We start from the raw sequence: 26,863 nt of genomic DNA on the forward strand, positions 1-26,863 counted from the left end.
AAAGTCTATGCTGCGCCAACCGAACCAGGAGCGCCGGCCATGACTGAGAAGGAGCGCGTCTATTCCGACGCCGAGGTGGAGGAGAAGCTGAAGGCGGAGCTGCCGCACTGGCGGCTCGAGAACGGCTGGATCCGCCGCAAGTACAAGACGCATAGCTGGAAAGGCACGCTAATGGTGATCAACACCGTCGGCCATCTCGCCGAGGCCGCCTGGCACCATCCCGACATCGCCGCCTCCTACGCTTTCGTCGAGGTGAAGCTCAAGAATCACCACGCCAAGGGAATCACCGACAAGGATTTCGAGCTCGCACGCAAGATCGAGGACGTCGTCGCGTGGCGGCCCGGCAAGGCCGGCGGCGCGCTGGAAGGCACGCCCGAGAGCGACGCGCGCTTCGCCTATGTGAAGTACGACGACTGAGACGCCCGAGAGGATGGGCCATGGACTCCCGTCTTGAAGCAAGGCTCGATGCGGTCGCCGCCGAGTTCCGCCTGACGCGCGCGGCGCTCGATCTCGTGCGCCTGACGCTGCGCGCGATCGAGGACGACGCGCCGCCGCGCTGGCTCGCGGAGGGCGGCCGCCCCGACCCCGCGCGCTGCCAGGAGCTGGCCGTCGAGCGGCTGCCGGCCCTGCTCCATTTCGTGCGGCGCAAGCGCGGGACGGGCGAGATCGGCGTGTTCGACCTGCTCGAGGAGGCGCCGCAGATCTTCGCCCTGTTCTTCGTGTTCAAATATCCCTGACCGCGCCGGCCCGAGAGCGCCGCCCGGAGGTTCGCCCGGAGGTTCGCCATGGACGAGCACGAGCGCTGGAGCTTTCATCTCGAATATCTGAAGGTGGCGCTGACCCTCGCCACCGCCGTCATCGCCGCGGCGGCCGCCATCTATGTCGACGACGCGAAGATTCCGGGCGGCCCCGCCCGCTACTGGCTCGCCGCCGGCGTCGCGTCTTTCGTGCTGATGCTCGTCGCCTCGGCGGCGAGCCTCGGCCTGCTGTCGAGCCACGTCGCGCTTTATCAGCCGCCGCCCGCTGGCGCGCCGCCGCCGGCTTCGCGCCTCGTCTGGTGGACGATCACCTGCGCCAACGCCTCCTTCGTCTTCCTCGTCCTCGGGGCGCTCGGCCTCGCCTGGTTCTTCGCCCAGCGCACCCTCGAGGCGAACGGCGACGGCTTCGAGCGCGCCGTGACGCTGGCGCGGCGCGCCCTGCCGCTCGACGCCTCCAAGAACGAGACGGCCGCGCTGAAGTCGGTCGCCCTCGTCGGCGACGCCTATGAGCTGAGCTTTTCGATCGCTCCGGGCGGCGGCGCGGCGACGGTGATCACCGACGCGGCCGGACGCCAGGTGAGGCTCGCGAAACGACCCTGACGCGGACCTGGAGCGCCTTCGCCTCAGGCCGGGAAGAAGATCTCGCCCTTGCCGAGCGCCGCCGTGTCGCCGCCGAAGCGGTTGAAGCGGCCGGACGCGAGGAGACGCGATGCCGGCTCGCTGTAGGGGCGGAGAAAATTGGCGAACAGCCCCATGAAGGAGAGGCGGAAGGCGCCGCAGTCGACGAAGGTCGGCCCGAGCTCGGGCGCGCGCCCGAACACCAGCGTGCCGCGCCGCATGAGGTAGCCGGGCGAAGCGCCCGCGCCGCCGACGGCGACCAGCGTGCCGGCGATGAATCGGCTCGCCGCGTCGGCGCCGACGGCGCCCTCGACGACCATGGCGCCGCGCCGCATCCGGTCGCCCGCGCGCGCGCCGGCCGAGCCGCGCACGACGAGCACGCCGCCGCTCATCCCCTCCATCTCGCCGTCGAGCGGCGCGCCGAGGAAGTCGCCGGCGTCGCCGGCGATCTCGATGCGCCCGCCCGACATGGCCGAGCCGGCGAACGGCCCGGCCGAACCCGACGCCGTGATCGCGCCGCCGCTCATGCCGCGCCCGAGCGCCTGGCCGCAGTCGCCCTCGAGCGCGATCGCGCCGCCGCTCATGCCGGCGCCAAGCTGGTCGAAGCGCGTCGAGCCGCCTTCGAAGCGCAGCGAATCGAAGGCGCCGTCCGCCTTGATCGCGAAGACGTCGCCGACCGTCGCCTTCTCCTTCGTCGTCTGGAGCTCGAGCGCGGCGATTTCAGCCTCGCTCTTGCCGAGGAGCCGGTTCGGGACGAGCGGGGACAGATCGAGCCGCTGGTCCGGCTCCCCCTTGAGCGCGAGGACGAGGGTCACGGCAGATGATCCTTGAGATGGAAGTGGAAGGGCCCGAGCTTGCCGCCGTAATTGCCGGCGCCGACGCGCAGCGCGCCCTCCTTCGGCCCGAGCTTGACGATGGCGGCGAGCCCCGCGCGCGTCGCGTCGGACACCGACTTCTCGTCGAGGCCGTCGATGACGATCTCGAGCACGCAGCCGATGTCGTCCTCGAGCGCGCTCTTCGTCACGCCGCGCAGGGTCGGGCAATAGGCGTCGTTGGTGGAGGCCGGCACGCCGCCGTATTTCGAGCCGACCTTCGAGCCCGAGCGCACGATGCCGCCCGGGAAGGGCATGATCGCGCCCTTCACCTTGTGCATTTCCGCCACCGCGTGCTCGCAGGCGTTCATGGTGGTCTCGAAATTCGCCCCCATGACGAGCAGGTTGCCGCCGCCGACCGCCTTCTTGGTGAGGCCGGTCGTCCCCTCGCAGAGGAACTCGCCGTCCATCACCGGCACGCGCCAGAAATGGCGGTCGAGAAATTTCTTCGACACCTGCCAGCCGTCGCCGAAGTAGCGCAGCTGGTCGCCGATGGGAATCCGGTCCGGCGCGTCGAGGTCGCCGAAGCACGCCGAGCCCGGCGAGGTCAGCACGCACTGGCCGGCCCGCGTCACGACCTGCGTCTTCAGCATGTCGGTCGACACCGAGAAAAGCAGCACGCGCACGCCCGGGCGCCCGTCAGGCGACTCTTCGGCCGCGACCTCATGGTCGATCCCGGCCTCGACGCCGCAGCCGATGACCGAGGTGGCGAAGCCGGTCATGGTGACCGCCGCCTGCTTCGCCCATTTGGCGTTGGGCGCGGTCAGCACGATCGCCGTGCCGCGCATCGGGAACGCCTCCGCGAAGGAGTCGTCGATGCGGACGCCGTTGGCGGTTATTGCGCGCATGCGACCTCCAGATAGGGATTTTCGCGCGGCAGGATGCTCTCCGGGACGGCGAACATGTTGTAGGACAGACCGTAATGACGCTCGTAATAAGACTCGAGCCGCCGGTTGATGGCGCGGTCGAAGCCGGGCAGGACCCGCAGCGCCTTGCCCCAGCGGTAATGGCTGATCTCGCCGTCGCGCACGACGAGGTCGCCATCCTTGAACACGAGATGGGCGCGGCGGAACATCTTCGCGAAATCGTCGGACGGGCTGTAGACGGAGACGTCGGCGACCGCGCCCTCGCCGAGCTGGCCGCGGTCCTTGAAGCCGAACAGCTTCGCCGGCGCCGCGCGGGTCATGGTCGCGACGTCGAAGATCGAATATTCGCGCTCGATCGACGGCAGCGTGGTCAGCGCGAGAATCTCCTGCGGGACCCGCGCGAGGACCTCGGCGCGCTTCTGGCGGCTCATCAGCAGGGCGAGGATGTCCGGATAGGAGGTGAACGGCGCGCCGTTCGGATGGTCGGTGGTGAAGAAGATGCGGTAGGGATCGTCGACCAGGAGGAACAGCTCGAGGCCGATCGCCCATTGCAGCGCGTTGACGAAATCGCCCTCCCTGTAGAGGTAGGGGACGATGCCGCCGCCGTTGGCGTCGCCGTCGTAGATCACCGATTTTTTCGGCTTCGCGCTCCCCGTCGCGCTGAACTGGCGCAGCACGTCGGAGGAGATCGTCACCGTCTGGCCGAACATCACCTGGCCGACGTCGATCGTGACGTTCTTGTGGCTGTTGACCGACGCCGCGACCTGCGCCGCCGCCGAGGAGAAGCCGTGCGAGCCCTGCGAGCCGTAGCCGTAGAACTGCATATGGGCGAGATGCAGCGGCATGCCGCGCGCCGCCTCGATGGTGGCGAGCGCCGTCCCGACGTTGCCCGGCACGCCGAGGTTGTTCATATGCAGATGCAGCGGATGCGGCACCTTGAGGTCGGTGAGAGCCTGCTGCAGCCCCTCGACGATGCGTCGCGAGGTCAGCTCGTAGAAAGGCACCACGTCGTCGAGGCCGAAGGTGCGGGCGTTGTACTTGAACGCCTCGGCGCCGCCGGCGTTGATGCATTTGAGGCCGAGGCTGTTGGTCGCCGCGAGCGTCGCCGCCACATAGTCGGCGACCGCCGCCGGGCTCTCGTTGTCGCGCAGCAGAGACAACAGGAAGTCGTCGTTGCCGAGGATGGTCAGCGTCGCCTTGTCGATGATCGGAATGTCGGACAGCTCGAGATGCGCCTGCAGCGCCTGATGCGGCGCGACGGCAGGCTCGACCACGGTGGTGAAGCCCATGCCGGCGTAGATGACGCCGGTCTCGTAGGTCGACCATTTGGCGGTGCCGAGCGGCAGCTGCGGGGCCATGCGCGCGCGGTGCAGCTCGGGCAGCAGCAGGCGGGCGGTGTTCACGTTGCCGCCGGCGATGTGCGAATGGATGTCGATCGCCCCGGCCATGACGATCTTGCCGGAGACGTCGAAGACGCGGTCGGGCGCGGCTCCCGCGGGCGCGGCGACGATCCGCCCGTCGCGGATCCACACGTCGCCGACCTCGTCGCGCGCGTTCAGGGGATCGACGACGCGGCCGCCCTTGAGAAGTGTCAGCATCAGGCCTCTCCCTTACGCCGCGCGGGCCGGCAGCGCGGCGGCGATCTTCTGAATGACGGCGGCGACCGACGGCGCGGCCGAGGGCGCCGACGCCGTCCTTGCGACGAGGGCCGAAACTTCTCGCGCGAAATCCGCGCCGTCATGGTCGAGGCCGGGGCGCCCGACCCTGATCTCCACCTGCGGCGCGTAGCCGAAGGCGGTCTCCTGCGCGGTCAGCGCGACGAGCGGCGGACGCCGCGTCCAGCGCGGCGCGCTGGCGCTGTAGGCGGAGATCCACAGCGCGGCGTCGGCCTCGCCCTCCTCGATCAGCCGCTCGGCCGAAAATTTCCAGGCGTCATGCTCGGGATAGCCGCGCCCGAAGGAGGTGCGCGCGGGAAAGCCGGTGCTCCAGCCGGACGTCTGGGTGACGCCCGCGGCGTTGTCGCCGGCGCCGAGCGGCAGGCTGGTGAAGCGGGTGGTCTTGTTGAGGTCGAGAAGGAGGCCGAGCGCCATCTCGACGCCGAGCGCGTCCATGAGGCGCGGGCCCCAGACGATCACGCCGAAGCGCGCGCCGTTGAGGACGGCGGCGGCCGCGTCGAGCGCCGCGAGCGCCGCGCCGCTCGCGGCGACGGGCTTTGCGCCGACGCGCGCGCGAAGGGCCGCGAGCGTCGCGCGCAGGTCCGCGCCCTCGAGCGCGACAAGCTCGGCGCCCTCGACGGCCGCGCCCGGCGGCGGGCCGATCCAGACGATCTTGCGGCGCGCCTTCTCGAGGTCGAAATAGGGAATTTCGCCCGGCGCGAGGCGGGCCATGACCTCCGGCCAGATCGCCGAGAGGTCGTCGCCGACGAAGACGAGGACGTCGGCCTGCAGGCGCGCGACGGAGGGCGTCGTCATCATCGCGCCGGCCTGGCGGAACACCGCGAGGTCGACGAGGATTTCGGGCGAGCGCATGTGGTCATAGGCGCCGCGCAGCCGTTCGGCGAGCAGGATCGCCGCGCTCGTTCCGGCGACGTCGGCGCCGAGCCCCGCGACGATCGGGAATTTCGCGGCGCCGAGAATTTCGGCGGCGCGCCCAGCGGCGGCGTCGAGTGAAGCGGATTTTCCGTCGACCAGCGCCTCGACCATCAGCCGTCCTCCCCCAAAAAACCTTCGCCGGCGGCCGCGCCCGCGCGAGGCCCGCCGGCCCATCGGGACGGCGAGGCTGGCGGCGGCGAATGAGCTTGCGGCGGAACGGCGCGCGTCCGAGGCCAGCCGGGCGGCCGGCCCCCTCCCGGAAGCGGCCGGATGCTACGTTAGTCGTAAAACCCGCGCAAGGTCCCGCAGGCGCGTTTTTCTCGCCGGCGCGCCGGCGGCGACATTGACGAGGCGCCAAGCACGCGGCATAGCACGCCCCGGCCCGGCGGGCGCGGACGCGTCCGCGATAGCCGCGGCAGGGGAATTCGCCATGCTTCACCACCAGAGCCAGCCCGCGCCGACCGCGCCCGCCCTTTACGCCTACAAGGGCCGGCCGAAGCCGATCGAGCCCGCCAAGGACGCGCCGAAGGAGGCGCCGAAAGACGCGCCCAAGGACGCGCCGAAGCCGGCCGAGGCGCCGAAGAAAGGCTGACGCCTACGCGCCCCGCGCCGCCTCCGGGCGAGGCGCGCAGGCTTCCCTCACCCGCTTCGCCGGCGGGCGCGCGCGATCGCCCTTGCGCCGCCGCCTGCGGCGCGCAATGGTGCGCCTGTCCTGCGCCGCGGCGGCGCGCGGGCGAAGAAGCCCTCGGGCGCCGGCCATGCTCGCTCACGAAATCGACTTCGCCGACCCGGTCGAGATCGCCTCGGCCCTGCGCGGCCTGCCTTTCCTGACCTTCCTCGACAGCGCCAGCGTCGACGGCGCGCTGGGACGCTACGGCTTCGTCGCCGCCGATCCGTTCGAGCGAATCGAGGGGCGGTTTCGCGATCCGTCCTGGGCGGGGCGGCTCAAAAGCCTCCTCGCCGAGCACGCGGCGCCGCTCGACCCGGGCCTGCCGCCGTTCCAGGGCGGCGCGGCCGGGCTCTTCTCCTACGACCTCGGCTCGAGCCTCGAGCGGCTGCCGGAGGCCGAACTCGACCCGCTCGAATTCCCGCATCTTTCCCTCGGCCTCTACGACGTCGTCGTCGCCTTCGACATGATCCAGCGCCGCGCCTGGATCGTCTCGACCGGCCGGCCGGAACGCGAGGACGCGGCGCGGCGCGCGCGCGCGCATGCGCGCTCCGAACAGTTCCTCGCGCTCATCCGGGAGGCGCGCCGCGCGCCCGAAGGCGTCGTCTCGCTCGAGGGCTGGACCAGCAACTTCACCCGCCCGGCCTACGAGCGCGCCGTCGGCGAGGTGATCGAGCGCATCCTCGCCGGCGACATCTTCCAGGCCAACCTTTCGCAGCGCTTCGCCGCGCCGACGCCGGAAGATTTCGACTCTTTCGGCTTCTACCGCGTCCTGCGAAAACTCAATCCGGCCCCCTTCGCGGCCTATCTGGAGCATGACGGCTTCCAGATCGCCTCCGCCTCGCCCGAGCGTTTCCTGCGCGTCGACGGGACCTTCGTCGAGACGCGGCCGATCAAGGGCACGCGGCCGCGCTTCGCCCATGACGCCCTGCTCGACATGCTGCAGACCAAGGCGCTCGCCGAGAGCCGCAAGGACCGCGCCGAGAACGTCATGATCGTCGACCTGCTGCGCAACGACCTCTCGCGGGTCTGCGCGCCGGGCTCGGTCAAGGTCCCGCACCTGTGCGCCGTCGAGACCTACGCCAGCGTCCATCACCTCGTCTCGACGGTGACCGGCCGGCTCGCCGAGGGCTTCTCGCCGGTCGACCTCCTCGCCGCCGCCTTCCCCGGCGGCTCGATCACCGGCGCGCCGAAGCTGCGCGCCATGGAGATCATCGCCGAGCTCGAGCGCTTCGCGCGCGGGCCCTACTGCGGAGCGATCGGCTACCTCGGCTTCAACGGCATGATGGACCTCAACATCGTCATCCGCACCGCCGCTTTCCGCCGCGGCGCCTGCGTCGTGCAGGCGGGCGGCGGGATCGTCACCGCCTCCGACCCGGCCAGCGAATATGTCGAGACGCTCGACAAGGCGCGGCGCATCTTTCAGGCCTTCGGGGCGAAGGAGTTCGCATGAGGCCGCGCGCGTGATCCTCGTCGTCGACAATTACGACTCCTTCGTCCACACGCTCGCCGGCTATCTGCGCGAGCTCGGCGAGAGCGTGCGCGTCGTGCGCAACGACGCGGCCCCGCCGGACGAGCCCTTCGACGCCATCCTGATCTCGCCCGGCCCCTGCGCGCCGGACCAGGCCGGCATGTCGCTCGACATCGTCCGGGAATGGTCCGGCCGCGTGCCGATCCTCGGCGTCTGCCTCGGCCATCAGGCGATCGGCCAGGCCTTCGGCGGCCTCGTCACGCGGGCGCGCCGGCCGATGCACGGCGAGGCCAGCGAGACGCGCCATCTCGGCGAGGACGTGCTGAAGGGGCTGCCGCAGCCGCTCAGCGTCGGACGCTACCATTCGCTCATCGTCGAGCTCGAGGGCCGCGGCGCCCCGCTCGAAGCCACCGCCTGGTCGCCGGAGGGCGAGATCATGGCGCTGCGCCACGCCTCGCACCCGACTTTCGGCGTCCAGTTCCATCCCGAGTCGATCCTGACCCAGGACGGGCACCGGCTCCTGCGCAACTTCCTGAGCTTTCGCCGGGGTCACGAAAACGCAGGGCCTGCTTAAAAAAATTCGTTGGACATTGCCTCGCGCTTCATGCGTTGAAGCGGTCGGCGCAGTCCGCGCGAAGGGATGGACAAGATGACCGCGATGCTCGCCAGCGTGACCGACGCCGCTGAGGCCGAAGCCGCGCTCGCCGGCGGCGCCGACGTGATCGACCTCAAGGATCCGCGCGCCGGCGCGCTCGGCGCCGCGGCGGCGCAGACGGTCAGGGACGTCGTCGCGCTGGTCGCCGGGCGCCGCAAGGTGAGCGCCGCCGCCGGCGACGATTTCGCCTCGCCGGCCGACGCGGCCGCGGCGGCGGCCGCGCTCGCCGAGGCGGGCGCCGACTACGTCAAGATCGGCCTGCGGCCGGAGAACGCGCTCGCCCTCCTCAAGGCGCTCGCCCCGCTCGCCGCGCGGCGGCCGCTCGTCGCGGTCCTTTTCGCCGACCTGCCCTACGCCGGACCGTCGCTGACCGACGGGCTCGTCGAGCGCGTCGCGGGAGCCGGCTTCAAGGGCGCGATGCTCGACACGGCGGTCAAGGGGCGCGGCCGCCTGCTCGACCATATGGACGTCGCGGCGCTCGCCGCCTTCGTCGCGCGCTGCCGCGCCGCCGGCCTCGCCTGCGGCCTCGCCGGCTCGCTCGAGCCGCCGGACGCGCCGCGCCTCCTGCCGCTGCGTCCCGATTTCCTCGGTTTTCGCGGCGCGCTCTGCGCCGGGGGGACGCGCGAGGGCCGCCTCGACCTCGCCGCCTTCGCCCTCATCCGCGACCTCATCCCCGCGCTCGAGGACGAAGAGCGGGCGGCCGCCGACGGCGTCGACTGGCGCCTCCTCGGCCGCGGCTACGCGCCGCCGAGCGAAGCCGCCGAGACCGACCGCATCTTCGTGCGCGATTTTCTGTTGCCATGCTCGATCGGCGCCTATGAGTTCGAGCGCGCGCAGAAGCAGGACGTGCGCTTCAACGTCGACGTCGACGTGCACCGCGCCCGGCTGCAGTCCGACGACATGCGCGACGTGTTCTCCTACGACCTCGTCACCGACGCCATCCGCATCATCGCCGGGCGCGGCCATATCGAGCTCGTCGAGACCCTCGCGCGGGAAATCGCCGAAAGCGTTTTGCGCCATCCCGCCGTCGCCCGCGTCACCGTGCGCGTCGAGAAGCTCGACGTCATCCGCGGCGCGGTCGGGGTCGAGATCGTCCGCGAACGGCCGAAGGGCGTCGCCGCGCTCGAGGACCTGTTCGGGTCGGGCGCCGAGGGCGCCGGCGCGACGCCGCTTCGGGCGGGCGGGCGGTGAGGCTGCTCGTCGCCAAGCTCGGCGGCGCCCTCGCCGGCGCGCCCGAGCGCGAAGCCTGGCTCGGCGCGCTCGCGCTCGCCCCCGCCTGCCCCGGACGCAATCTCGTGCTGGTCCCCGGCGGCGGCCCGTTCGCCGAAGCGGTGCGGCGCGCGCAGGCCCCGCTCGGCTTCGACGACGCCACGGCGCATCGCCTCGCGCTGCTCGCCATGCATCAATATGCGCTCGTGCTGCGCGCGGCCTGGCCGCGGCTCAAGCCCGCCGCCTCGCGCGCGGAGATTTTCGCCGCGCTCGACGCCGGCCGCATCCCCGTCTGGCTGCCGCACGCCATGGCCGGCGCCGGCCCGGGCGTCGAAGCCTCGTGGGACATGACGTCCGACTCGCTCGCCGCATGGCTCGCCCGCGCGCTCGACGCGCGCGACCTGCTGCTCGTCAAGTCCTGCGCCGTTCCGGCGGGCGCCTCGCTCGCCGACCTCGCGGCGTCGGGGATCGTCGATCCGCTGTTCCCGCGCTACGCGGCGGCGAGCGGCGCGCGCGTCTATCTCGCCGGCCCGGCCGACCTCGCCGGCGCCAAGGCGCGCCTCTCCGAGGCCGGCACGCCCGGACGGCTCATCGCCCGCCCGGCCGCGCGCGCGGCCTGAGCGCGCGAGCGGGAGCCATGGCCGACACCGGGGAGACCGAGCGCAAGGAGCGCCTGCTTTTCGTCACCGGCCATCTCGCCTATCCGCGCCTGACGCGCGTTCTCGAGTCGATGGGCGAGACGCCGTTCTCATGGGCGATCTTCAACGCCGGCGTGAAGGTCGCGGCCCTGATGACGGACGCCATATTGCTGCGCCGCCTGCCGCGTCCGGTCGAGGCCGACCGGATCATCCTGCCGGGGCGTTTTCGCGGCGACGTCGAGAAGCTGTCGGCCGAGTTCGGCGTTCCGGTCGCGCGCGGTCCAGACGAGGTGTCGGACCTGCCGGTCTTTCTCGGCCATGGCGCCCGCGAGCTCGATCTTTCGGGCTACGACATGCGCATCTTCGCCGAGATGGTCGACGCCACCGCCATGACGATCGACGAGATAGTGGCGCGCGCGAAAGGCCTCGGCGCCAAGGGCGCCGACGTCATCGACCTTGGCTGTCTGCCGGACACGGAGTTTCCGCATCTTGAAGCCGCGGTCGGCGCCCTGAAAGCCGAGGGGCTGAAAGTCAGCGTCGACTCGTTCAACCGCGCCGAGCTGCGCCGCGCCGCGCTCGCGGGAGCGGATTTCCTGCTGAGCCTCGACGAGAACAGCCTGGAGATCGCCGACGGGACGGAGACGACGCCAATCCTCGTCGGCGCGCCGGTGCACGACCTCGACTCGCTCGCGCGCGCCGCCGAGAAGGCCCGCGCGCGAGACATGAGCTTCATCATAGATCCGATCCTCGACCCTATCCATTACGGCTTCGCCAACTCCATCGTGCGCTATGTGGAGGCGCGGCGACGCCTGCCCGACGTCCAGATGATGATGGGCACGGGAAACCTCACCGAGCTGACCGAAGCCGATTCCGGCGGCGTCACGGCGGCGCTGCTCGGCATCTGCTCCGAGCTCGGGATCCGCAACATGCTGACCGTGCATGTCAGCCCTCATACACGCCGCACGATCGAGGAGCACGACGCGGCGCGGCGCCTGATGTTCGCGGCCAGGGCCGGCGACGCGCTGCCCAAGGGCTTCGGCGCGGGCCTGGTCCAGCTGCACGACATGCGGCCCTTTCCCTCCAACGCGCAGGAGATCGCCGACATGGCCGCCGACGTGCGCGACCAGAACTACCGCATCGCCGTCGCCGAGGACGGCCTGCACGTCTACAACAAGGACGTCCATCACAAGGAGCGCGACGCGTTCTCCTTCTTCCCCAAGCTCGGCGTCGAGACGGACGGCGGCCACGCCTTCTATCTCGGCGCCGAGCTGCAGAAGGCCGAGATCGCCTTCGCCCTCGGCAAGCGCTACATGCAGGACGAGCCGCTCGACTGGGGCGTCGGCGCCGACGGGCCGCAGGAGGAGCGCGACCGGCTGCGCGAGGCCGGCCACACGCTGCGCCAGAAGGGCGAGGCCGGGAAAAAGGCCGCGGGGGGCGGCGAGCCATGATCCGCGAGGCGATCGTCGCGACCCTCGACGACGCGGGACGTCCGCATCTCGCCCCGCTCGGCCTCATCGAGGAGAAGGGCGGCTGGACCATCGCGCCCTTCAGGCCCTCGACGACGCTCGACAATCTGCGCGCCGTCCCCTTCGCGACCGCGAGCTTCACCGACGACGCGCGCGTCTTCGCCGGCCTCGTCACCGGGCGGCGCGACTGGCCGCTCGCGCCGGCGGCGCCCGGCCGCCCGCCTCGCCTCGAAGGCGCGCTCTCGCACGCCGAGCTCGCCGTGGTCGCGGTCGAAGAGCACGCCCAGCGGCCGCGCTTCAGCTGTCGCCTCGACGCGCTGCGCGCGCACCGGCCGTTCGAGGGCATGAACCGCGCCCGCGCCGCCGTGCTCGAAGGCGCGGTGCTGATCACGCGCCTGCGGCTGCTGCCGCGTGAAAAAATCGAGCGGGAGATGGAGCGTCTCGCCGACGCCGTCGCGCGCACGGCCGGCCCTGACGAGAGCGAGGCCTGGTCCTGGCTCGTCGCCGCGCGCGAGGCGTTCTATTCGGAAAAGTGACGCGCGGCGAGCAGCGCCAGCGCCGCCGCCGGGGCGCAGTCCGCGGCCCTCTCGCGCACCTGCGGAGCCGCCTCGATCAGCGCGTCGAAAGGCGTGAAGGGCCGCCCGAGGCGGTGCGCCAGCTCCTCGACGACGCCGCGCCCGACGCCGGCGCCGACGATCGGCGCGTCCTCGCTCAAGACGCCGCGCGAGAGCACGAGGAAGGCGGCGTCCATGATCTCGCGCAGTTGCGCCTCCGCGAGAAAGGCCGAAAGGCCGCGCCAGGCGGACTCCCCGCCGTCCGCCGCGTCGCGGCCGATCATCCGCGCGAGCCGGGCCATCGAGGCCGCCGGGGTCTTTTCGCGCCCGTCCGGCGCATCCATGCCGTCGGCGCCGGGCGGCAGGCGGCCGAGGATGCGTCCGACGTCGGCCATGTCGGCGAACCATTCGTTCATGAGCCCCGTCCAGCGCCCGCCGAAGGGCGCGCGCCGCGGTCCGGCCATAAGAAAGGTGCGCGAAAGCCCCGTGTAGACGAGTTCGCCGTGCTCCAGCCGTTGCGCGTCGGAAAATCCGACCGGCGCCGGCGCATGGGCGGCGACGGGAATGAGGTCGGTCGTCGAGGAGCCCATATCGACGAACAGCGCCTCGCGCAGGCGCGTCCCGACCAGCGCCGCGCTCGCGCGCCAGTTGGCCGAGGCGACGTCGTCCGCATGGGCGCGCGCCTCCCCCGCCTCGACGAAGCCCGCGCGCCCGGCGTAGACGAGCGCGCGGCCCGGCGCGAGCAGCCGCGCGGCGGCCGCGGCGAGGCCCTCGACGCCGTCGGCGCGGGTGGCGAAGGCGTCGGTCTGCTCGCCGGTCATGGTGACGACGTTGAGGTCGGCGCGCCCGACCTCCGCCGCCGCCTCCTTGAAGGCGCGGTCGAGCTCGCCAAGGCCAAGCCAGAGCGGACAGGGAGCCTGAACGGCCGCCGTCACGACGCCGTCCACCACTCGCGCCGCCTTGAGATGGGCGCCGCCGACGTCCCAACCGATGATTTCGCGCAACAGTTGCTCCCAATACGTATTAAAACGAGAAAATTTCGAGGGCGAACTTAAAAATGTCGCGGACTGTCCGCAGGCTGACATGAAGGACGGACGCGGAGTCTCTTTTACATGCATGTCATTCCAGTCATCGACCTCAAGGACGGCGTCGTGGTGCGCGCCCGCCTCGGTCGCCGCGAATTCTACGCTCCGATCGTGACTCCTCTCGCCGCGACGAGCGCCGCCGCGGACGTGGTCGCCGGACTGTTGTCGGTGTACGCCTTCGCGACCGTCTATGTCGCCGATCTCGACGCCATAGAGGGACGCGGCGACCATCGCGACACGCTGACCGAGCTCTACGCCGCCTTCCCGGAGACGACCTTCTGGATCGACGCCGGCGTTCGGGAGGCGGCCGCGGCGCGCGCCTTCCTGGCGCGCCATCGCCACGCCCATCTGGTGATGGGCAGCGAGACGCTCGCCGACGTCACGCCGTTGCAGGAGCTCGCCGGCGAACGGCGGATCATCCTGTCGCTCGACTATCGCGGCGGGACCCTGCTCGGCCCGAGCGAACTGGCGGAGGCGTCCGAGCTCTGGCCCGAGCGGGTCGTCGCCATGACGCTGGGTCGCGTCGGCGCCAACGCCGGCCCCGACATCGCCCGCGCAGCCGCAGTCAAGGCGATGGGAGCGCGGAACGTCTATGCGGCGGGCGGCGTGCGGCACGCCGAGGACCTCGAGGCGTTGCGCCGCGCCGGAATCAGCGGCGCGCTCGTCGCGTCCGCCCTGCACGACGGCCAGCTGACGGGGCGCGATTGCTCGCAGCTGCTCACATGCGAGGCGCCGCTGCGCATCGTCCCGTCGACCTTGGCGGAACGCGGCGCAACCGCGCTGAGCGCGCAGGCGTCCCGCACCCCCTGAACTGCGCAGGGAAGGCGCCGCTCATGGGTAGAGCGGCCTCCCGCCGAAACGAAAACGCCGCGCTTCGAGAAGCGCGGCGGATCGTCTTTCGGCCTGCGTCGCCCGCGAAGAGCGCCCGACGGCGCCTTAGTTCGGCGCGAAGGGGTGCTTGACGGCGTTGCGCTCGGCGACGACCGTCTCGGGAGTCGGCTCGCCGGCGACGGCGCGGGCGATGGCCTCCTTCGTGGCCTGGTAGTTGTAGTCCTGGATCTTCTGGTCGTCCTTGGCTTCCCAGTGGATGAACACGCCGACCGAGATGAACAGGTCGCCCGCTTCCTTGACCGGGATCACGCCGTCGGCGACCGAGTCGGCCACGGCCTTGGCGACGCCGCGCTGCGCCGGGCCGAACATCTGCACGGCCTGCGTGGCGTTCTTGATCGTCACCTTGTTGAACATGACGGTCGCGGGCTTGGCCAGCAGGTTCGGCGCGACGACGGCGAGCAGGGAGGTGAAGCCGTCCTTGTTGTTGACGAGCGCGTTGGCGAAGGCCGTCTCGGCGGCGCTGCCGCGCGGTCCGATGAGCAGGTCGATGTGAGCGACTTCATTGCCTTCGCCGACGAGCGATTCACCGACACAGAGCTTGTTGATCTTGGTCACGTTGAAAAAACCTCCCATGGAGACATCTTCCGTCGAGAGATCGAGGAAGAAACGGAGCGAAGGGTTCGATCCTTGTTGTCAGCGCCCGCTGGCCGGGCCGGTTTGCCGGATAGAAGCGGCGCTGGTCCGCCGGCGCGCACTCAATCATCATTGTCGCGCGCAATCAAGTCGATTAGCCGGTCGGCGAAGAGACTCGCCACGGTGAGGTCGGCGGTGGTCCCGGGATTGAGGCCGCGGCCCTTGAGCCGCGCGTCGAACGCCATGAGCTCGCCCGCGAAATCGGCGGGCCGCGCGCACGCCTGCAGCGCCTCCTGCAACGCAGCCGCCTCCTCGCGCAGCGCCGCGGCGCGCGCAGGACCGAACTTGCGCGCCACATGGCTGTCGTCGAAGCGCGCCAGAAACGTCATGTGGACAACGCTGGCGAGCCAGGGCGCGCGCACGCCCGCGGCGCGCGCCGCCTCGAGCGCGCGAAGGCCGACGGCTAACACATCCTCAAAATCATGCGCGTATTGCCGCGCGACCATGTCGCGCGCGGCGGCCTCGCGCATCGCCTCGCGCAGCGTCGCGGCCGCGGGCTCGCGCACGTCATGCCGCGACGCGGCGCCAAGCCCTCCGGGAGAAGCGATCCGGATCGCCTCGAAGGCGGCCTGCGCGTCGGCGACGTCGAGCGCGGCGAGGGTGTGGGCGAGCGCCGCGCGCAACGCGAGAGCCGCCGACGCGCGATCCGCCGGCGCTTCGTGTTGCATTGCGGCGCGCTCGGCCGCCGCGGCGAGCGGCGCGCACAACAGGACGATGCCGAGATTGGCGTTGAGGCCGACCGTCGAAAAGCTCGCGCGCACGGCGCCGAGGACGCGCGCGCCGACAGAGGCCCCGCAAACGCACAACGGCGGCGCGGCCGCCGCGGCGCTGCGCAGAAAATGGTCGACCGTCATACCGTGCCCCTCGGCGTGGACGTGCACGTTGCCGGGCTTGAGCGCCTCCACCTCGTCGCGGCAGGAGCGCTCGAAGGCGGCCATGAAGGCGTCCTCCCGCGCCGCCGCGTCGACGCCGCAGGCGCGCGCCGGCGCGCTCACGCCGCCCGCCCGTCAAGCCGGGCCGGCGCGACGCGCGACAGGAAGTCGCGCGCAAGGCGGTCGGCGACGGAGAAGGGCGCGACCTTCTGCAGCCCGCGCCAGCCGGGCATGCTGTTGACTTCGAGCGCCTGCGGGCGGCCGGCGGCGTCGAGGATCATGTCGACGCCGCAGAAATGCGCGCCGACCGCCTCGGCTGCGCGCAACGCGAGACGCTCGAGCGCCGGATCGGGGTCGAGGCGCTCGGGCCGCGCGCCGAGCTTGATGTTGGTGATCCAGTGCGCGGAGCGCCGCGCCATCGCCGCCACCAGCTCGCCGTTCGACACGAGGAAGCGCATGTCGCAATAGCCTTCGACGCTGTTCGGCCCTTCGACGAATCGCTGCAAATAATAGACGTATTCGACCTCGTGCAGCGCCGGCAGGTCGTCCTCGCTGCGGATCAACTTCAGGCCGAAGCCCTGCGCGCCGAACAGCGGCTTCAGCACCAGCGGCCCTTCGGCGAGCTCGCGCCGGACGATTTTTCGCGCGGCTTCCAGCGATTGGGCCGCGAAGGTCGGCGGCGTCGGAATTCCGGCGTGACGCAGGCGCAGGCTCGTCGCCGCCTTGTCGACGCAGATCTCGATCGTGCGCGCCGGGTTGGCGACATGGACGCCGAGGTCGGCGAGCGCGTGGAGCGCGGACAGGCGCAGGGTCACGCTCTCGAAGCTGCCGGAGCCGATGGCGCGCACGAACGCCGCGTCCGGGATTTCGGCGCCGAAGCCCGGGATCGCGAGGCCGTGCGGGCGGCGCGTGTCGAGGCCGCATTGGGCGAGGCGGATCGGCGTCGCCTTCGCGCCGGCCCTCGCGAAGGCGGCGCAAAGGTCGCGCGCGTGCCAGTCGTAGAGGTCGACCGCGACGGCGATCCGTGGTCCTGCCCCCGCCATCGCGTCAGCCGAAACAGGCGTCGAGCAGCTTGTGGTCGATTCCGCCGGCGCGGAAGGTGCGCCCCGAATCGACCGCCGTGACGATCGCCTGCGCCGGGCTGAACAGCATCGGGTCGATGGCGTAGAAATCGCCCTTGACGGCCTTGAAGATCTCGGCGAAGGGGCGGCCGAAGTCGCGCGAGGTCGTGCTCGGCAGCTTCTGCGCCAGCGCCTCGGCGTCCTCGTCCGGGCCGGTCACGAAGAGATGCGCCTGGCCGGCGTAGATGATGGCGTCGTTGGTGCGGCCCATCGCCTCGACGAAATTCGGATGCGGCGGCGAGAGCGGCGCGCAGGCGAGGCCGTCGACGACGCGCTCCAGCGGGAAATGCAGCTCATGCGTCTTGTGCAGGGCGACTTCCAGCACGCGCGCGACGACCTGCACGCTGCCGGCGAGGCTCTGCGTCGGCGCGAAGATGAAGGCGAGATTCTCGGGCGCGACGCCGCAGGCGCCGGCGACCTTGTCGACGACCTCGGGCGGCGGCGCCTTGTCGCTTTCGAGCACGAGGGTCGCGCGAGAGGCGCGGTCCTTGTAGCCGAGGTCGGCGAACAGCGGCTCCTTGCGGGCGAGCGCGCGGCCCGGCCCCGAGCCCAGCGCGAAGAAGGCGCCCTTGCCTTCGCCATGCGAAAGCGCCCAGCCGGCGTACTGGCTGGCGAGGCAGGCGACGACGGGATCGGTCGTGCGCACCGCGAGCTCGAACGGCCATTTCGGGTTGAGCCGGGTCGGCGAGAGGGTCACCGTCCCGAGCCCGCCGAGGCAGATCTCGGCGAGGCGCAGCCCCGCCTCGATCGAGCCGCGCACGGATTTGCCGGCGTCGATCACGGTCTCCCCGCGCGCGCCCTTGCTCACGGCGACGCGCAGCTTGGCGGCGTCGGCGACCATGGCGTCGACGAGACGTCCGGCGAGTTCGTTGACGCTCGGAGCGTCGGCGTTCAGCGCGGCCTCTGTCACGGCGCTTGTCTCCCTGTTTCCTGCTGGATGGCGTCGGCGAGGGCGCCGAGCCTCGTTTCGATCAGCGCGCGGACGGCGAGAGGCTCGCCCGCGCGGGCGGTGACGGTGCAGATCGGCTCGCCCGCGCCGACGAAGCTGCGCGGGCTCTGGCGGTCGGCGGCCCACTCGGGCCAGTCGAGCGTCGGCATGATCGAAATTTCGCTTCGCGCGTAGGCGACCGCGGCGGCCGCCGCGCCCTCGAAGGCGAGCGCGGCCGGCGGCTGGCCGGCGCAAGCCACCGCGTCGCGGCACGCCTCGACATGGGCGGCGAACAGGCGTCCGTCGCGGTCCTCGTAGATGTCGAGCGTCGCGCCGGGCCGCGGATTGACTTCGATCAGGTGGAACGCGTCGCCTTCGACCAGGAAATCGACGCTGACGAGGCCGCGCGCGCCGAGGGCCGCGGCGAGGCGTCCGGCCGCGTCCACGAGCCGTTCCTCGAGCGCTTTGGCGAGGTCCGCCGGACGCAGGCAGCCGCCATAGCGGAACGGCGAGTCGGGCGCCGGCGCGGCCCATTGCCGGCTGAGCCCGAGCGCGCGTGCGCCGCCGCCGGCGCACAGCAGGAGAACGGAAGCCGGCTCGCCGGCGACGCGGCGCTGATAGTAATGCTGATAATAATAATGAGCGTCGTCCGGCGCGTGAGCCGCAGACGGGATTTGCGCCGCCGGCAGGATATGCGCCCCGCCCGCCCCGCCGCGCGCCTTGGCGAGCCAGCCCTCGGGATTTTCGGGCGGATCAAGGCGCGTGTCAGGGTGCGGAATGGCGAGCGCGCGGCAAAGCGCCGCCAGCGCCAGCGGGTCCTTGGCGCGCCGCGCGACGGCGGGCGGCGTTCCAAGAAGCGGCCAGCGTTCGCCGAGCTCATCGAGAATCTCGATCCGGTCCTCGAAGCCCGCGCCATAGACGAGGCCTATCGGCTCGCGGCCGTCCGACAGCTCATCGAGCGCGGCGATCAGCGGGACGGCCGAAAAGCCCTCCCGCCAGTCGCCGACCCGCCTGCTCGCGGCGCTGAGAGCGCGCGCGTCGTCGTCGCCGAAGAGGTCGGCCGTCAGCGGGGAGAAGCCCGCCCGCCGCGCGGCGGCGGCGAGCGCGCGCCCCGAGGCGGCCGCGATCAGGACGGCGGGCCCGACGGGCGCGGACGGCTCAGACAAGCTCCCGCGCCAGGGCGAAGGCGTCGCGGAAATCGAACGCGACCGGCTTGTCGGAGGCGGCCATGCGTTTGAACAGGCCGGATTCCGTCTTGTACTTGATGTCGCCGATGGCGAGCGGGCCGACGCCGAGCGCGCCGCCCTCGAGCGCCGCGCCATTGTCGAAGAGCTGCAGCCCCTCGATGCCGGCGGGCGGCACGGCGTTGACGTCGGCGGCGACGAGCAGGCTCTTCGAGGACGCGAGCAGCGCCTTCGAAAGCACCTGCACGCCGGCGGCGGCGGCGCAATAGACGACGTCGACGCCTTCGAGCGCCTCTTTCTTCTTCTCCTCGGTCGAGCCGTCGACGCCGACCGCCTCGACGCCGAAGCGCGCCTTGATGTCGTCGGCCTTGGCCTGCACGCGCGCCGGCCCGTCATGGCCGGCGAGCGCGATCTTCGCGCCCTCGAGCGCCGAGATCACGGCGGCGGCGTAACCGACGACGCCGGTCGCGCCGAAGATCAGCACCTTGGCGCCCGAGAGGCTCCTGCTCTTCTTCTCCTTGAGGAGCTTCTCGACGCAGGCGACCATCGCCGCGGCGGTGGTGAAGGATCCGGCCGGATCGGCGAAGGCGGAAATCTCGAACGGCTTCAGCAGCGTTTTCCTGAAGACGTCCATCATGTCGAGGGCGAGGCCGGCGTCCTTGCCGGCGAAGAAGATTCCGGTGCGCACGGCGTCGCGCGGCGAGCGCGAGAACATCGCGTCCTGCACCAGCGCCGTCACCTCCTTGAGCGTCACCTCGGTATAGGGCGTAACCGAATCATAGCCGGCGTCGAGCGCCATGTTCACGTCGAACGGGCTCATATGCTTGAGCGGCGTCAGCATATGCAGAATGGTCTTGGCCACGCGAATCCCCCCCTGGATGGCTCTGTCGCGTCTCATTTCAGGCGCGCGTCACGAGCGCGCCGTGATTAACGCCATTGCACACCCTTATGTCTACACCAAAAGCGTTAGCCTCTTCGCGCATGAGGCGGCGCATCCGCTCCGCCTCCTCGCCGCTGCGCGCGAAGCAGAAGCCCGTCGGGCCCCAGGACGACTGGCCGATCCCCGTCGCGCCGAGGCTCGAAAAGCCGCGCAGCGCCGCGCCCACCCGGGCGCTCGTGAAGGCGCCGCCGCCCTGCGCGGGGGCGAAATAGGCGCCGACGATCTCCTGGATGCGCGCGATCGCCGCGCCGAACCCCTCGATGTCCTCCTCGACGAGGGCGGGCAGCGCCCTTATCAGCGTGAGGCGGCAGATTTCGCCCGAAGCCGCCTCCTCGAACGGCGGCAGGGCGGCGAAGGAGCGCGCCTCCTGCGGCCCGTGCACGCCCTTGAGGCCGGGGTCGAGCACGAGGATGATCCGCCAGTCGGGCGGAAAGGGCAGCCGCGCCAGCACCGGCGGCGTCTTCGTGCGCTCGCCGCGCCCTCCGTCGACGACGACGCCCCCCCGCGAGAACACCGCCGCGCCGATTCCAGATCTCCCGGTGCGCTGCAGCAAAAGCGCGTCGTCCGCGGGATCGCAGGGCAGGCCCTCGAGCGCCCGCAGCGCCGCGCCGAGCGCGAGGGCGAGCTGGGTGCCCGAGCCGAGGCCGACATGGTCGGGGATCGCGGCCTCGACCGTGACCTTGTAGCAGCCTTCGAGGCCGTGGCGGCGCTTGAGCGCGGCAAGGTGCGCGGCGGCGCGCGCCGCGTCCGGGCCGCTCGCGTCGTCGGCGCCGGCGCGCGCGATCGAAAGCTTCGTCGCCGGCTCGTCGATGGCGAGGCCGATGCTGCCGAAGCGGCGCCCGAGGCCGCCGTGCAGATCGAGAAAGCCGAGATGGAGCCGCGCGGGAGCTCGAACGGTGACGCTTGCGGACATCGGGCTTCTTTCGTCGGGTTCCACGCGAAGCCGGCGCTCCGGGCCGGTCCTTCTGGTCATGCGCATGCGTGCGACGGACGCGCCGCCCAGCGCGCCCTTGGGAGAGGCGAGTTTCTTAATTCGCGGCGGCGGAGAGTTCAAGGACGCCCGCTCGGCCTCCGTCCGGCCGCGGGCGAGCCGCGGCGCGCGGCTTCGCCAACTTCAACCGAGCTGTTATGGTCTCGCGCAGGAGCGGCGGCCCCGGCCGCCGCGTCGAACGCCGAAAGGGCTGCGAAACGAGATGCGGGACTTCGTCTGGCGCGCCGCGGACGTCGCGCCCCTGAAGCAAGCCGGTCTGCGCGCGCGGCGCATGAAGGCCGCGCTGTTCGTCGCGCTCGTCGCGCATGTGAGCGCGCAGGCGTTCCTGCTCGCCGCGCTGCCGGCGCTGGGCCGGCGCCTCGGCTTCGCCGACGTCGAGACCGGCGCCATCCTCAGCGGCTCGGCCCTGCTGCTGATCGTCGGCGCGCCGTTCTGGGGCTATCTCAGCGAAAGGATCGGACGACGGCCGGTCATCCTGCTGGCGCTCGCCGGCGCGGCGGCGGGGCCGCTCGCCTTCAGCGTCGTCGTCTCGGCGCGCCTCGCAGACGCGCTGACGGCGGCGGGGGCGCTCGCGCTGTTTCTTTCCGCGCGGATGCTGCAGGCGCTGTTCGTCGGCGGGCTCGCGCCCTCGGCGCAGGCCTATATGGCGGACGTCACCGCGCCGCGCGAGCGCATGGGCGGGATGGGGCTGATCGGCGCCGCCTTCGGGCTCGGCGCGATCGGCGGCGCGAGCCTCGCCTGGCGCGTCGGCAGCCATGACCCGGCGCTCGCCTTCCGCCTCGCCGCCGCTTTCGTCGCCGTCGGCTTCGTCCTCGTCCTCCTCTTCGCGCCGGAGCCGCATCTTCGCCGCGCGGCGCGCCCGGCCCTCCGGCCGCTGCTCGCGCGGATATGGCCTTTCGTCGCGATCACCTTGCTCGCCTTCGCCGCCTATGGCGTCGCGCAGCAGGCGATGGCGCTGCAGCTGCAGGACGCGTTCGGCTTCACGATCGAGCAGTCGATCGAAAAGGCCGGCGTCCTCCTGATGGCGATCGCGTCCGCCATGGTTCTCGTCCAGGGCGTCATCTTCCGCGCGCGGCCGCGGCGGCCGGAGCGCCTGCTGCTGGCCGGCGCGATCGTCGGCGCCCTCGCCATGGGGCTGTGCGTCCTCGCGCGAAGCTTCCACGAAATTCTCGCGACGCTCATTCTTTTCGGCGTGGCGCTCGGCCTGACGATTCCCGCCAATCTCGCCGCGCTCAGCCTTCGCGCCGGCGCGCCGGCGCAGGGAGCGGCCGCCGGACTGAACATGATGGGACAGGGTCTTGGGCTCGCCATTGGGCCGCTCGCCGGCGCGGCGCTGCATCGCGCGTCGCCGCTCGCGCCCTTCACGGCCGCGGCGGCGCTGCTCGCGTGCGCCGCCGCGCTCGCCGCCCTCGCCATGCGCGGCGGGGCGCGGGAGACGGGCTGATTTCGCCGCAAGGACGGATCAGGCTTTTCCGGCATGACGGCGCCGGCCGCGCGGCTTGGGCGCGCCTCTCCGACGCGCTAAGATGAGCCTTGCGCAAGAGGCCGCGGACGCCTGGGCGGCGCGCGCCCTTGGCGGCGCGTCCCGATCGAACGGATCCAGGGCCTCGGAGGCGCCAGCCGATTGCGTTCGCCGCCCTTCTCCCGAGGACCACGCGGGGCGCGGCGTCGATCTTCAGGCGCGCCGCGGCGTCGTAAATGCGATCGGGGAGGCTTTGCTGCGCAACATTGACTTCAGCTCGTGGCGGAACCTGCTGGCGACGCTGATCGGCCTGGCGCTGTTCACGTTTCTTGGCGTCGGCATTCGTCTGCTCGTGATGGTCATGGTCCAGCAGCGCCGGGAGCGCATGAACCGTCAGATCAACGAGCGTCTGCGCACGCTGATAGCGGCCTATAAAACCTTGGGAGGCTCGTTCACCGGCGATCTGACCGTCGACCCGACGCATCTGCGCGAGCTGCGCCGCCGCGACAAGCCCGCCGCCGAGAACGAGACGACGCTGGATTTGAATCCTGCCGCAGGATCGGACCGCACGCGGCGGATTCGCGACGCCGTGGAGTCCGCCCTCTCGGACATCATCCTGCTCGGGACCGAAGAGCATGTCGCTCTGGCCGGACGCGCCGCGCGGGAGCTGGTCGCCGGCAATCCCGTCCACACGCATGAGCTCGTCATTTCGCTCCGCAATTTCATTCGCAGGGCGCTCGATCTTGCGCCCGTCCCGGCCGACGTCGCGATTCCGATGCAGGGGCCGACGCGGCTGACCAGCTCCGGCGGCCAGAACAAGCGCGAACAGGGAAAAGACGAGTCCCGGCAAGGCAAAGGCGACGACATGGGAATGGGCGGCGGGATGGGCGCGGGCCTCGGACCAGGCGGCCTCGACCAGGACCCGTGGCCTTCGGATCATCGCCAGTAGGAAGCGGACGCGCTCGGGCGCCGACGCTTCCGGCACCCCTCGCGGGCGGTCATAATCAAGTCGCAGGCGCGGCCCATCGTTCCCCGCCGTCCCGGGTTTTCCGGATCGGCCCCTTTTGACGACGTTCGCGGGCGCGCCGCCCTGGCGCGACGACGCGGCCGCAGCCCCGGAAGGGCCATATGGACCGCCTCGTTCCGCCGTTGAGCCCCCGCTTCATCGCCTTCACCCTGGCGATCCTCGCCACGCTGTTCATCGCCGCCGCATTGGCGTTCGGCGGCGCGTCGGGACCGCTGTGGTGGGTCGCCCTCGTCGTTTGCGGCGCGCTCTGCGCCGTCGGCGTCCATGATCTGCTGCAGCAGAACCACGCGATTTTGCGCAACTATCCGATCGCCGCGCATCTGCGCTTCATCTTCGAGGAAATCCGTCCCGAGATGCGGCAGTATTTCTTCGAGGGCGAGAAGGACGGAGCGCCGTTCAGCCGCGACCGGCGGGCGATCGTCTACCAGCGCGCCAAGAAAGCGTCGGAGAAGCGGCCGTTCGGCACGCAGCACGACGTCTACGCCGAAGGCTATGAATGGGTCCATCATTCGATGGCCCCGACCGCCGCCTCGCAGGAGGATTTCCGCGTCCTCGTCGGCGGCCCGGACTGCGCGCAGCCCTATTCGGCCTCCGTGTTCAATATTTCGGCGATGAGCTTCGGCTCCCTCAGCGCCAACGCGATCCGCGCGCTCAACAAGGGCGCGGCGATGGGCGGCTTCGCCCATGACACCGGCGAGGGCGGCTTCAGCCGCCACCACGCCGAAGGCGGCGGCGACGTCATCCGGGAGATCGGCTCGGGCTATTTCGGCGCCCGCGACCTTGAAGGGAAATTTCTGCCCGAACGCTTCGCGCAGACGGCGGCCCATCCGCAGATCAAGATGATCGAGGTGAAGCTCAGCCAGGGGGCGAAGCCGGGCCATGGCGGCGTGCTGCCCGCCGCCAAGGTGTCCGCCGAGATCGCCGCGGCGCGCGGCGTCGCGCCGGGCGTCGACTGCGTTTCGCCGCCCGCCCATTCCGCTTTCGCGACGCCGATCGAGCTGACGCTGTTCATCGGCGAGCTGCGGCGGCTGTCGGGCGGCAAACCGGTCGGCTGCAAGCTCTGCGTCGGCCACCCGTGGGAGTTCCTCGCCATCTGTAAGGCGATGCTGGAGACCGGCGTCTACCCCGATTTCATCGTCGTCGACGGCAAGGAGGGCGGCACCGGGGCGGCGCCCATGGAGTTCATGGACCATATCGGCATGCCGCTGCGCGACGGGCTCAACTTCGTGCATAACGCGCTGATCGGCGTCAACGCGCGCGAGCGCATCCGCATCGGCGCGAGCGGCAAGATCATCACCGCCTTCGACATCGCGCGGGCGATGGCCCTCGGCGCCGACTGGTGCAACGCCGCGCGCGGCTTCATGTTCGCGGTCGGCTGCGTGCAATCGCACAGCTGCCACACCGACCGCTGCCCGACCGGCGTCGCCACGCAGGACGCCACGCGCCAGCGCGCGCTCGTCGTCGAGAACAAGGCCGAGCGCGTGCTGAACTATCATGGCGGCACCGTGCGCGCCCTCGCCGAATTCGTCGCCTCGGCCGGACTCTCGCATCCCACGGAGTTCACGCCGCTGCATTTCTCGCGGCGGATTTCATCGCATGAGACGCTCAGCCTCGCCGAAAGCTATCCGCGGCTGAAGCCGGGCGAATTGCTCGCGGGGACGGACGACCCGCGCTTCCGGGACGCCTGGAAGATGGCCGATCCCGGCAGCTTTCGCCCGCGCCCCATCGGCGCCGTCAACCTGCTTGAGGACGGCCGCGCATGAGGCTGCCCCAGGCGGCGAAGCCGAGCGTCGGAAGCGCGCGATCTCGCCCCATGGCGCGGCTTGAGCCCGTCGCGGCGCTGGCGAGAGAGTGACGAAGGCTCCCGATCAGAACCTCGCCCGCGCCCTGACGAGACACGTACGCAACATCGCGCGACGCTCGCGTCGTCGACCTGGCGCAGGGCGAGGCCGACGTCGGCGTCCGCTGCGAACCGGGCTCGCGGAAAGGGGTCAAGGCCACAAAATTATGGCCGCGACACATGAATTAACGCCATCGGCCGTCCTGCATCGCCGACGCGGGTCATGACGCCTTTTCGAGGCCGTCGAACTGGCGACGCTCCGCCAGCCGAAGCCGAGAAGCGCCGCTGCGCCATGCCGAAACGATCAGTCGTGGCGGCGTGATTTGACGAAGCAGCCTCCGGCGAACCCCCAAGGCGGTTCAGTTCGCCTTCGGCGCGTCGCACACCGACGGGCGCAACTTTTCCAGCCAGGACTGGATAGCCGGCGCGTCGCCGCCAAGATTCGCCGCGCCAGGGGCGAAGGCCCGCCAAGCCGCCCAATGTCGCTCCGAGACCGAGGTCAACACCGGCTTGCAAGCTTTGACCGCAGCCTCAAAAGCAGGAGCCAGCCCTGCGCCGCTCGCCTCAAGTTTCCCGAATTTGCTCACGATGACGAGATCGCATGACGGGATTTGCGGGAGCAGATGACGACATGCGGCGTTCACGCCATTCTCGTCGAGGTGGCAGGAGGTGTCGCGCGGAGCATTTTGAAGATAGATTTTAAACTTCGCGTCCGAGGCGATATCGCGCAAAAATCCAGCCGTGCATATCCCATGAGGCAGAGCGAGCGCCTCGCCGATCACTCCGACGACGCGAAGGTTTTTAGCCAGCAACTCATTGGCGATGGTCACAAACGCAGCTTGAACCTCGCCGCTGTCCCTCCCAGTGACCGCGGCGAGGCTCCCGTTCGCGGATGTCATGGTCAAATCCCTATGCTCGGTGATTTAGATGCGCCGCGGCGCATGAATCGTCAAGGCGCGCGGTCAAGCGCAAGGATAAATGGCCTGTCCGCGCTGGTTTCCCGTTTATTGCAAGAGCCTGACAGGTTGCGGAAAAGACGCGTTTGTCGATTATGGGTTCGGCATCCGAGTGATTTGATCAGTCGAACGGCGCGTTGTGACGGCGCTGCGGCCATCCACGCGATTGTTGTGTCCCCTACATGCCGGATCGCGCGGCAAGGACGATCGCACGCTCATCTCCGAGAATCCAGAGACCTGCCAGCGCGCCATCGCGGCAGGGGCCAAGAACCAGGCCCTCGGCGAGTTCTTCAAGCGCGCGGCAGGGCTTGGGGCAAGGGCCGTGTTCCCGATCGCGGTGGAGAGAGCTGCGGCGGCCATAGAGCGCCGCGGCCGACTGGCGTGAAACTCGCCCGTCGCGGGTTGCGTCGCGACGAGCTTTCGTATCGCTGGCGGCTTGGCCACTTAGAGCGCCTAACAAAACCGTCTCAAGGCCCTGAAGCAAATGATAGCGGCGGCGAGGACGATAAAGGCGCGGTAGAGGTCGGCGTGTCGCTCATAGCGGACGACGAGGCGACGGAACTGATTG

28 protein-coding genes are annotated in these 26,863 nt (G+C 70.9%); 15 read left to right on the forward strand and 13 right to left on the reverse strand.

Going from position 1 to position 26,863, the window contains the following annotated elements; translation table 11 throughout:
- Positions 1-39 precede the first annotated feature (39 nt).
- From ACE3OG_RS06330 to ACE3OG_RS06340, 3 genes are read left to right on the forward strand one after another with little or no spacing between them, the layout of a single operon-like run.
- Entirely contained in the window at positions 40-417 is a 378-nt protein-coding gene (locus ACE3OG_RS06330) for a 4a-hydroxytetrahydrobiopterin dehydratase (protein WP_374306823.1), read from the forward strand.
- A 20-nt stretch (positions 418-437) separates the two neighbouring features.
- The gene (locus ACE3OG_RS06335) at positions 438-737 is read left to right on the forward strand and encodes a hypothetical protein (protein ID WP_374306825.1); all 300 of its coding nucleotides are present in this window, start codon (positions 438-440) and stop codon (positions 735-737) included.
- A gap of 48 nt (positions 738-785) precedes the next feature.
- Complete coding sequence (locus ACE3OG_RS06340) at positions 786-1,358, forward strand: hypothetical protein (RefSeq protein ID WP_374306827.1); 573 nt, start codon at positions 786-788, stop codon at positions 1,356-1,358.
- 23 nt (positions 1,359-1,381) lie between these two features.
- Here the strand turns inward: ACE3OG_RS06340 and ACE3OG_RS06345 are convergent, their stop codons facing one another.
- From ACE3OG_RS06345 to ACE3OG_RS06360, 4 genes are read right to left on the reverse strand one after another with little or no spacing between them, the layout of a single operon-like run.
- Positions 1,382-2,191: a formylmethanofuran dehydrogenase subunit C gene (locus ACE3OG_RS06345; protein ID WP_374306829.1), complete on the reverse strand. Its 810-nt coding sequence runs from the start codon at positions 2,189-2,191 to the stop codon at positions 1,382-1,384.
- Positions 2,188-3,096 carry a formylmethanofuran--tetrahydromethanopterin N-formyltransferase gene (gene fhcD / locus ACE3OG_RS06350; RefSeq protein WP_374306831.1) on the reverse strand — a complete coding sequence of 303 codons (909 nt, stop codon included), beginning with the start codon at positions 3,094-3,096 and terminating at the stop codon, positions 2,188-2,190. The genes ACE3OG_RS06345 and fhcD overlap by 4 nt, the downstream gene beginning before the upstream one ends.
- Complete coding sequence (locus ACE3OG_RS06355) at positions 3,084-4,712, reverse strand: formylmethanofuran dehydrogenase subunit A (protein WP_374306833.1); 1,629 nt, start codon at positions 4,710-4,712, stop codon at positions 3,084-3,086. Before ACE3OG_RS06355 ends, fhcD begins: the two co-directional genes overlap by 13 nt.
- Before the next feature lie 12 nt (positions 4,713-4,724).
- A complete protein-coding gene (locus ACE3OG_RS06360) occupies positions 4,725-5,816 on the reverse strand; it encodes a tungsten formylmethanofuran dehydrogenase (protein WP_374306835.1) in 1,092 nt (363 codons plus the stop codon).
- A 319-nt stretch (positions 5,817-6,135) separates the two neighbouring features.
- Here ACE3OG_RS06360 and ACE3OG_RS06365 point away from each other — a divergent pair, with 319 nt between their 5' ends.
- The 7 genes from ACE3OG_RS06365 to ACE3OG_RS06395 all read left to right on the forward strand — a co-directional run bounded on the left by ACE3OG_RS06365 (position 6,136) and on the right by ACE3OG_RS06395 (position 12,347).
- Positions 6,136-6,297 (forward strand): hypothetical protein, encoded by a 162-nt coding sequence (locus tag ACE3OG_RS06365; protein ID WP_374306837.1) that lies wholly within the window; start codon positions 6,136-6,138, stop codon positions 6,295-6,297.
- A gap of 166 nt (positions 6,298-6,463) precedes the next feature.
- Positions 6,464-7,825, forward strand: a complete 1,362-nt coding sequence (gene pabB / locus ACE3OG_RS06370; RefSeq protein ID WP_374306839.1) for an aminodeoxychorismate synthase component I — start codon at positions 6,464-6,466, stop codon at positions 7,823-7,825.
- Between the two features lie 10 nt (positions 7,826-7,835).
- Positions 7,836-8,417: an aminodeoxychorismate/anthranilate synthase component II gene (locus ACE3OG_RS06375; RefSeq protein WP_374306841.1), complete on the forward strand. Its 582-nt coding sequence runs from the start codon at positions 7,836-7,838 to the stop codon at positions 8,415-8,417.
- A 75-nt stretch (positions 8,418-8,492) separates the two neighbouring features.
- Entirely contained in the window at positions 8,493-9,689 is a 1,197-nt protein-coding gene (locus ACE3OG_RS06380) for a (5-formylfuran-3-yl)methyl phosphate synthase (RefSeq protein ID WP_374306843.1), read from the forward strand.
- Entirely contained in the window at positions 9,686-10,327 is a 642-nt protein-coding gene (locus tag ACE3OG_RS06385; RefSeq protein WP_374306845.1) for a uridylate kinase, read from the forward strand. Before ACE3OG_RS06380 ends, ACE3OG_RS06385 begins: the two co-directional genes overlap by 4 nt.
- Before the next feature lie 17 nt (positions 10,328-10,344).
- Entirely contained in the window at positions 10,345-11,793 is a 1,449-nt protein-coding gene (locus tag ACE3OG_RS06390; protein WP_374306847.1) for a DUF6513 domain-containing protein, read from the forward strand.
- A complete protein-coding gene (locus ACE3OG_RS06395; protein WP_374306849.1) occupies positions 11,790-12,347 on the forward strand; it encodes a DUF447 domain-containing protein in 558 nt (185 codons plus the stop codon). Before ACE3OG_RS06390 ends, ACE3OG_RS06395 begins: the two co-directional genes overlap by 4 nt.
- Here ACE3OG_RS06395 and ACE3OG_RS06400 read toward each other — a convergent pair.
- The gene (locus ACE3OG_RS06400) at positions 12,332-13,369 is read right to left on the reverse strand and encodes a hydantoinase/oxoprolinase family protein (protein WP_374306851.1); all 1,038 of its coding nucleotides are present in this window, start codon (positions 13,367-13,369) and stop codon (positions 12,332-12,334) included. The genes ACE3OG_RS06395 and ACE3OG_RS06400 overlap by 16 nt on opposite strands.
- Before the next feature lie 108 nt (positions 13,370-13,477).
- Here ACE3OG_RS06400 and ACE3OG_RS06405 point away from each other — a divergent pair, with 108 nt between their 5' ends.
- Positions 13,478-14,260 carry a HisA/HisF-related TIM barrel protein gene (locus ACE3OG_RS06405; RefSeq protein WP_374306853.1) on the forward strand — a complete coding sequence of 261 codons (783 nt, stop codon included), beginning with the start codon at positions 13,478-13,480 and terminating at the stop codon, positions 14,258-14,260.
- 126 nt (positions 14,261-14,386) lie between these two features.
- Here the strand turns inward: ACE3OG_RS06405 and fae are convergent, their stop codons facing one another.
- The 7 genes from fae to ACE3OG_RS06440 form a co-directional block, all read right to left on the reverse strand.
- On the reverse strand, positions 14,387-14,914 hold the full coding sequence (gene fae, locus ACE3OG_RS06410; protein ID WP_374306855.1) for a formaldehyde-activating enzyme: 528 nt from the start codon (positions 14,912-14,914) through the stop codon (positions 14,387-14,389).
- A 122-nt stretch (positions 14,915-15,036) separates the two neighbouring features.
- Positions 15,037-15,912, reverse strand: coding sequence for a triphosphoribosyl-dephospho-CoA synthase (locus tag ACE3OG_RS06415; RefSeq protein ID WP_374306882.1), 876 nt, complete (start codon positions 15,910-15,912; stop codon positions 15,037-15,039).
- 53 nt (positions 15,913-15,965) lie between these two features.
- Positions 15,966-16,889, reverse strand: coding sequence for a RimK family alpha-L-glutamate ligase (locus ACE3OG_RS06420; protein ID WP_374306857.1), 924 nt, complete (start codon positions 16,887-16,889; stop codon positions 15,966-15,968).
- Between the two features lie 4 nt (positions 16,890-16,893).
- Positions 16,894-17,808: a methenyltetrahydromethanopterin cyclohydrolase gene (gene mch, locus ACE3OG_RS06425; RefSeq protein WP_374306884.1), complete on the reverse strand. Its 915-nt coding sequence runs from the start codon at positions 17,806-17,808 to the stop codon at positions 16,894-16,896.
- 65 nt (positions 17,809-17,873) lie between these two features.
- Entirely contained in the window at positions 17,874-19,061 is a 1,188-nt protein-coding gene (locus tag ACE3OG_RS06430) for an ATP-grasp domain-containing protein (RefSeq protein WP_374306859.1), read from the reverse strand.
- Positions 19,054-19,941, reverse strand: a complete 888-nt coding sequence (locus tag ACE3OG_RS06435; RefSeq protein ID WP_374306861.1) for an NAD(P)-dependent methylenetetrahydromethanopterin dehydrogenase — start codon at positions 19,939-19,941, stop codon at positions 19,054-19,056. The genes ACE3OG_RS06430 and ACE3OG_RS06435 overlap by 8 nt, the downstream gene beginning before the upstream one ends.
- 37 nt (positions 19,942-19,978) lie before the next feature.
- Complete coding sequence (locus tag ACE3OG_RS06440) at positions 19,979-20,932, reverse strand: beta-ribofuranosylaminobenzene 5'-phosphate synthase family protein (RefSeq protein WP_374306863.1); 954 nt, start codon at positions 20,930-20,932, stop codon at positions 19,979-19,981.
- Between the two features lie 280 nt (positions 20,933-21,212).
- Here ACE3OG_RS06440 and ACE3OG_RS06445 point away from each other — a divergent pair, with 280 nt between their 5' ends.
- The 3 genes from ACE3OG_RS06445 to ACE3OG_RS06455 all read left to right on the forward strand — a co-directional run bounded on the left by ACE3OG_RS06445 (position 21,213) and on the right by ACE3OG_RS06455 (position 25,262).
- A complete protein-coding gene (locus tag ACE3OG_RS06445) occupies positions 21,213-22,454 on the forward strand; it encodes an MFS transporter (protein ID WP_374306865.1) in 1,242 nt (413 codons plus the stop codon).
- 271 nt (positions 22,455-22,725) lie between these two features.
- Positions 22,726-23,421, forward strand: a complete 696-nt coding sequence (locus ACE3OG_RS06450) for a hypothetical protein (RefSeq protein WP_374306867.1) — start codon at positions 22,726-22,728, stop codon at positions 23,419-23,421.
- A gap of 179 nt (positions 23,422-23,600) precedes the next feature.
- Complete coding sequence (locus ACE3OG_RS06455) at positions 23,601-25,262, forward strand: FMN-binding glutamate synthase family protein (protein ID WP_374306868.1); 1,662 nt, start codon at positions 23,601-23,603, stop codon at positions 25,260-25,262.
- A gap of 436 nt (positions 25,263-25,698) precedes the next feature.
- Here the strand turns inward: ACE3OG_RS06455 and ACE3OG_RS06460 are convergent, their stop codons facing one another.
- On the reverse strand, positions 25,699-26,238 hold the full coding sequence (locus ACE3OG_RS06460; RefSeq protein WP_374306870.1) for a DUF2478 domain-containing protein: 540 nt from the start codon (positions 26,236-26,238) through the stop codon (positions 25,699-25,701).
- Positions 26,239-26,676: 438 nt separating this feature from the next.
- Between ACE3OG_RS06460 and ACE3OG_RS06465 the strand changes: the two genes are divergently transcribed.
- On the forward strand, positions 26,677-26,863 hold a 187-nt coding region (locus ACE3OG_RS06465; protein ID WP_374306872.1), incomplete at its 3' end, for a hypothetical protein.

The organism is Methylocella sp., from assembly GCF_041905455.1.
Taxonomy (GTDB): Bacteria; Pseudomonadota; Alphaproteobacteria; order Rhizobiales; family Beijerinckiaceae; genus Methylocapsa.

Coding starts and splice junctions, on each gene's coding strand:
- ACE3OG_RS06330 (WP_374306823.1), top strand. CDS start 40: ATGACTGAGAAGGAGCGCGTCTATTCCGACGCCGAGGTGGAGGAGAAG.
- ACE3OG_RS06335 (WP_374306825.1), top strand. CDS start 438: ATGGACTCCCGTCTTGAAGCAAGGCTCGATGCGGTCGCCGCCGAGTTC.
- ACE3OG_RS06340 (WP_374306827.1), top strand. CDS start 786: ATGGACGAGCACGAGCGCTGGAGCTTTCATCTCGAATATCTGAAGGTG.
- fhcD (WP_374306831.1), bottom strand. CDS start 3,096: ATGCGCGCAATAACCGCCAACGGCGTCCGCATCGACGACTCCTTCGCG.
- ACE3OG_RS06355 (WP_374306833.1), bottom strand. CDS start 4,712: ATGCTGACACTTCTCAAGGGCGGCCGCGTCGTCGATCCCCTGAACGCG.
- ACE3OG_RS06360 (WP_374306835.1), bottom strand. CDS start 5,816: ATGGTCGAGGCGCTGGTCGACGGAAAATCCGCTTCACTCGACGCCGCC.
- ACE3OG_RS06365 (WP_374306837.1), top strand. CDS start 6,136: ATGCTTCACCACCAGAGCCAGCCCGCGCCGACCGCGCCCGCCCTTTAC.
- pabB (WP_374306839.1), top strand. CDS start 6,464: ATGCTCGCTCACGAAATCGACTTCGCCGACCCGGTCGAGATCGCCTCG.
- ACE3OG_RS06380 (WP_374306843.1), top strand. CDS start 8,493: ATGACCGCGATGCTCGCCAGCGTGACCGACGCCGCTGAGGCCGAAGCC.
- ACE3OG_RS06390 (WP_374306847.1), top strand. CDS start 10,345: ATGGCCGACACCGGGGAGACCGAGCGCAAGGAGCGCCTGCTTTTCGTC.
- ACE3OG_RS06395 (WP_374306849.1), top strand. CDS start 11,790: ATGATCCGCGAGGCGATCGTCGCGACCCTCGACGACGCGGGACGTCCG.
- ACE3OG_RS06405 (WP_374306853.1), top strand. CDS start 13,478: ATGCATGTCATTCCAGTCATCGACCTCAAGGACGGCGTCGTGGTGCGC.
- fae (WP_374306855.1), bottom strand. CDS start 14,914: ATGGGAGGTTTTTTCAACGTGACCAAGATCAACAAGCTCTGTGTCGGT.
- ACE3OG_RS06415 (WP_374306882.1), bottom strand. CDS start 15,912: ATGGCCGCCTTCGAGCGCTCCTGCCGCGACGAGGTGGAGGCGCTCAAG.
- ACE3OG_RS06420 (WP_374306857.1), bottom strand. CDS start 16,889: ATGGCGGGGGCAGGACCACGGATCGCCGTCGCGGTCGACCTCTACGAC.
- mch (WP_374306884.1), bottom strand. CDS start 17,808: ATGGTCGCCGACGCCGCCAAGCTGCGCGTCGCCGTGAGCAAGGGCGCG.
- ACE3OG_RS06440 (WP_374306863.1), bottom strand. CDS start 20,932: ATGTCCGCAAGCGTCACCGTTCGAGCTCCCGCGCGGCTCCATCTCGGC.
- ACE3OG_RS06445 (WP_374306865.1), top strand. CDS start 21,213: ATGCGGGACTTCGTCTGGCGCGCCGCGGACGTCGCGCCCCTGAAGCAA.
- ACE3OG_RS06455 (WP_374306868.1), top strand. CDS start 23,601: ATGGACCGCCTCGTTCCGCCGTTGAGCCCCCGCTTCATCGCCTTCACC.
- ACE3OG_RS06460 (WP_374306870.1), bottom strand. CDS start 26,238: ATGACATCCGCGAACGGGAGCCTCGCCGCGGTCACTGGGAGGGACAGC.